Here is a 4,574-nt window from a genome sequence, read left to right on the forward strand (position 1 = left end):
GCACAAATTGTCATGCCAAGAGTGATCCCTGAGCCTTAGCTAAAGAGTCGTGCTTCGCTGTTTCTATACGGGTCGGGTTTCATCCCGTCGGTAAAACCGAGGGTCTTCACCCGACATTGCAGATAAAAAAATATCATCGCGGGATGAATTTTTTTGGGCGACCAGTTAGTTTTTGCCGAAAAAATAAAAAAACTTAGGCATTGTCTCTTATTGCCATTATACTATAGCGTTTCAGGATAATATTTTATTAGAACATAAGATCCAGTGAGCTATGGTACGCCGTCATTTTCTAAGATTGCTTTGGGTTACGGGTTTGGTTTTGTTAATCAACTGGGTTCATGTTATCCCAGCCTTGGCATTAGGGGGGCCACAACCGAGTTTAAATCAACCTGCCCCAGATTTTACCCTACCCACCAACACAGGGGATGGGAGTATTTCCCTCTCAGACTATCGAGGGCAGTGGGTGGTATTGTATTTTTACCCCAAGGACTTTACCCCAGGTTGTACGCTCGAAGCCAAGCGTTTTCAGCAAGATTTTCCCAAATATCAGCAACGGAACGCCCAAATTTTAGGAGTCAGTGTGGATGACGTAGACTCCCATCGAGAGTTCTGCGACTCGGAAGGATTGAGGTTCCCCCTTTTGGCGGATACGGATGGGACGGTAAGTAAGGCCTATGGGTCTTGGTTGGGTTATATGTCTTTACGGCACACCTATTTGATTGACCCAGAAGGTCTATTACGCAAGGTGTTCCTCGGGGTACAACCTGCTATTCATAGCACGGAGGTTTTAGCGAGTTTGGATGAATTCCAAAAGTCAGCAATCACTCAGTAGGGTTTGCTGTGCCACTTCGTGGAGCTATGCCTACGGCACACTACGTGAATGCTAACGCGGAGCGTGCCGTTAAACATATAAGTCTGCACTTTGACTAACGCTCAGTGACCACTCGTGGGGGGAGGCAAGAGGCACTGTTGCAATAGGGAACATTTTATAATTGACCCAAGGGCGCGCAATTTTCAGCCTCTTGCCGGATTCACCACCAAAAACTGATATTATCAACTCAGAGCATTGTGATAGAATCATTGGGGAAAATAGCCCAATGATATAGAGTCCCTTGCCACGTCTTATCCCCTAGTTCCCATTGTGTTTTGCTTGGTGATTTTTATTCCTTCAGAAAAAAATCAACTTTAACTCATTTTGCGCAATTCTATTATTTGCTATTCTCTAAACTTCCCTGTTGTTTTGGGTTTCGCTTACCGCCCCTCGTTCAAATGCTACCCCGTTTGTTGCTATCTCCGTTTAACATGATATATGGAAACTTATACGATTCTGGTCGTTGAAGATGAAGCGGTGATCGGCATGAATATCCGATCAACCCTCAAACGTTTGGGCTATCATGTCCCTCCCGTTGTTCCCTCGGGAGAAAAAGCGGTACAAAAAGCGCATAGCCTAAAACCCGACCTGATTTTAATGGATATTATGTTAAAAAAAGGGGGGATTGATGGTGTACAAGCCGCCGAAAAGATTGGGGAAGATTTAGAAATTCCCATTGTATTTTTAACAGCCCATAGTGACCCCCAAACGATTGAGCGAGCCAAAGCAGCTGCGCCTTTTGGCTATATTGTAAAACCCTTTGAAGAGCGCAACTTACAGACGACGGTAGAAATCGCTCTAGTCCGTGCTAAAGCTGAGTTTGCCCTGAAACGTGCTATTGAAAAAGAGCGGGAACTTAATGAGTTAAAAAATCGTTTTGTCTCTATTGTTTCCCACGAATTTAGAACTCCCTTGTCCACTATTTTATTTTCGGCTACCTTGTTAGAAAATTTTGATGAAAGTTGGCCAGCAGAACGGCGAAAAGATTATTTTCAAAAAATTCACGGTAGCGTTAAACAATTGCGAAGTTTAATTGATGATGTTCTCTTATTAGGACAGGCGGAGTCACAAAAGTTAGACTTTAAACCCCTTGACCTGAATTTAGAGAAATTTTGCCTTGATTTGTTAGATGAGTTAAAATTAACGGAATGTCAAGAACGGATTCAGTTTGTGATGACGGGGGACTGTCATCACGGGAAACTAGATCGGAATTTATTAACTCATATTTTGCGAAATCTACTCACCAATGCGGCTAAATATTCCCCGGATGGCAGCACTGTTGATTTTGAGTTAACTTGTCAGGATGAATGGGTGATTTTTCGGGTTCAAGATCGTGGGATTGGCATTCCCCTAGAGGATCAAAAGCGTCTCTATGAAACTTTTCACCGCGCTAAAAATGTAGGGAAAATTGCCGGGACAGGTTTAGGGTTGTCTATTGTCAAACAAGCGGTAGATTTACACAAAGGCACAATTGACGTAAAAAGTCAAGTGGGGAAAGGGACGGAATTTGTGGTGAAGTTACCGAGAGTTTGAGCAGGCGAATCTGTAAAGAGGACTTGATAGGATGGTAAGGAGATCGATCGGAATTCAGTAGGAGGCTGCGGTGAATCAAAATTTTTATAAGCTCTCTCAGATTAACTCGTCTAGCATTGGCTGCGGGTTACTGTTTATCCTGATCTGCCTCCTATTAGGATCAGTCGGATTGGGGTGGGTGGTCAATGGCTTTTTTATTTTCCTGTTTCTCCTTTTTATTACCCCTCCTCTGCTTCTTTTGGGAGCGCGTTGGTGGATTCGCCGGAAGTTGGTGGAGGATCAATGTCCGGTGTGTGATTATCGTTTTACGGGGTTTGATGGGGTTGAGATACAGTGTCCAAGTTGTGGGGAATCTCTGAACGTGACCCAAAGTGGATTTCAGCGTATTACCCCACCTGGCACTATTGATGTGGAAGCGGTTAATGTGGAAGTGGTGGAGGTTTCGACTCCTCAATTAGAGGATTGACAGTCCCCGGTCTAAACAGGGGGGTTTTTGATTAACGCCGCAGCCCCTAATCTAGCAGGATTGCTCCCACTAGAGTAGAGGCTGCACTATTCCCCACTTCCTGTATTACTGGTTAATGTTTAATGTGTAGTTGGCACGTTGTCCTTCTAAATCTCCTACCCGGATTAAATAAGTCCCTGATGGCCAGAGTCCGGTAATCTCGGCAATTTTGTTTTGACGGGCCTGGACACAAAAACGACCATCGGGACCGTCAATGAGTAAAGTGGGTCTTCCTTGATCTGTTTCCACCCCGATGGTCATGGAATCAATGGAATTGTCTAAACGGATGGTGTGATTGGGGGTTCTGGATACAAAACCACAGTCGGCGGTTTTAATGTCGCCGCCGGAACGACCTGATAATAGGGTTTGATAGGTTGGATTTGGTGCGATCGCAATGGGATCAGCTTTCACACTAACGGCACCCCCTAGATATAACCCAGTCGTCACCGTGGTAGACAACACAAGACGAGTCCAAGTTGTTCGTGACATCATTCACTTGCTCCTAAATGAGATGGCAATGATGAATTCTAGAAAAATCGATTCTAGACTAATCGATTTTTGAGCGATTTTGACAGACTCTCCTGTTGATCAAACAGGGGATTTTGGGGTTAAACGGTGAAACGAGAGAGTAAATTTCAGACCAGTGCCTTTTTTCCCTCGTGTTTTTCCCCTCGCCCTAGAGCTTCTGTCATAACCGCTTCGATATTCTAGCATGGTCAAATCGATCCGATCACAGGTCCCTGTTTTCTCCTGAAAATCGGCTATATTTCGCCGGAATTGACCATTATTGATCGCGAAATTGATCCCTACCCTTAAATGATCTCACAATGATTCAAAAAGTTCCTCGTTATTCCGGCCGAATTTTTGCGCGATCCCGAAGAAAAATCCTGCATTTTTCCGATCCCTGCGCTAGAATTGCTAAAATGTAGTGCCACATAACGCCGATGGGATCCGGCAAAACACAAGATATTAACTCTGATCTCCTAGAATTAGGGCTTCTCACCTTTACCGAATTTGGCTTATGACTTTTCAAGATGATCCAAACCTAAAGCGCAAACTCCAAGAACTCGAAAGTGAAGTTCAGCGTCCCTCTCAATCTACTCCTTTCGGTACAGAATCTGAGTCCTCGTTTGACGGCACTCAGGCAGCTTTAAAGCAACTACAACCTGTTTTTGAACGGTTTAAGCTGTGGTTTAATGATCTTCCTCCGGCGGGAAAAATTTTAGGTTTAGTCATTATTGGGGGGATTGTTTTATCGCTACTCAATACGGTTTTCAAATTGGTCAGTTCCCTGATTGCCCTAGCGCTTCTATCGGGGGTGGTTTTTGTTCTCTATAAGGTCTTCATCGCGCCAAAAAGTGATAGTTAGTTTTTCGAGTCAAGAAGCCCCGCGCTCTACCAATATCTACCGAAAATTTCGGGTTAGAGCCTCCACCTTCTCAGGGTAGTTCACTTCATTGACTCCTGATCAATGTGTGAGACGCACTTCCATAGGGTCTGCTATGCCAGTTCGTGGAGCTATGTCTACGCTAGACCCAACAAGGTAATAGGGAATAGGGAATTTCTCCCCTGCTCCCCTGCCCCCCTGCCCCCCTGCTCCCCTGCTCCCCTGCCCCCCTGCTCCCCTGCCCCCCTGCTCCCCTGCTCCCCTGCCCCCCTGCTCCC

General features: G+C 45.2%; 5 protein-coding genes. 4 read left to right on the top strand and 1 reads right to left on the bottom strand.

Annotation, left to right across the window (positions count from 1 at the left end):
• The first annotated feature begins 271 nt into the window (after positions 1-271).
• The 3 genes from K4A83_RS22120 to K4A83_RS22130 all read left to right on the top strand — a co-directional run bounded on the left by K4A83_RS22120 (position 272) and on the right by K4A83_RS22130 (position 2,870).
• Positions 272-832 carry a peroxiredoxin gene (locus tag K4A83_RS22120; RefSeq protein WP_265266879.1) on the top strand — a complete coding sequence of 187 codons (561 nt, stop codon included), beginning with the start codon at positions 272-274 and terminating at the stop codon, positions 830-832.
• A 477-nt stretch (positions 833-1,309) separates the two neighbouring features.
• Complete coding sequence (locus tag K4A83_RS22125; RefSeq protein ID WP_265266880.1) at positions 1,310-2,404, top strand: hybrid sensor histidine kinase/response regulator; 1,095 nt, start codon at positions 1,310-1,312, stop codon at positions 2,402-2,404.
• Between the two features lie 70 nt (positions 2,405-2,474).
• Positions 2,475-2,870 (top strand): anaerobic ribonucleoside-triphosphate reductase, encoded by a 396-nt coding sequence (locus K4A83_RS22130; RefSeq protein WP_265266881.1) that lies wholly within the window; start codon positions 2,475-2,477, stop codon positions 2,868-2,870.
• Between the two features lie 105 nt (positions 2,871-2,975).
• Here the strand turns inward: K4A83_RS22130 and K4A83_RS22135 are convergent, their stop codons facing one another.
• A complete protein-coding gene (locus tag K4A83_RS22135; protein ID WP_265266882.1) occupies positions 2,976-3,401 on the bottom strand; it encodes a hypothetical protein in 426 nt (141 codons plus the stop codon).
• Positions 3,402-3,930: 529 nt separating this feature from the next.
• Between K4A83_RS22135 and K4A83_RS22140 the strand changes: the two genes are divergently transcribed.
• Entirely contained in the window at positions 3,931-4,278 is a 348-nt protein-coding gene (locus K4A83_RS22140; protein WP_265266883.1) for a hypothetical protein, read from the top strand.
• Positions 4,279-4,574 lie beyond the last annotated feature (296 nt).

The sequence above is a fragment of the Spirulina subsalsa FACHB-351 genome (genome assembly GCF_026130165.1).
Taxonomy (GTDB): domain Bacteria; phylum Cyanobacteriota; class Cyanobacteriia; order Cyanobacteriales; family Spirulinaceae; genus Spirulina_A; species Spirulina_A subsalsa_A.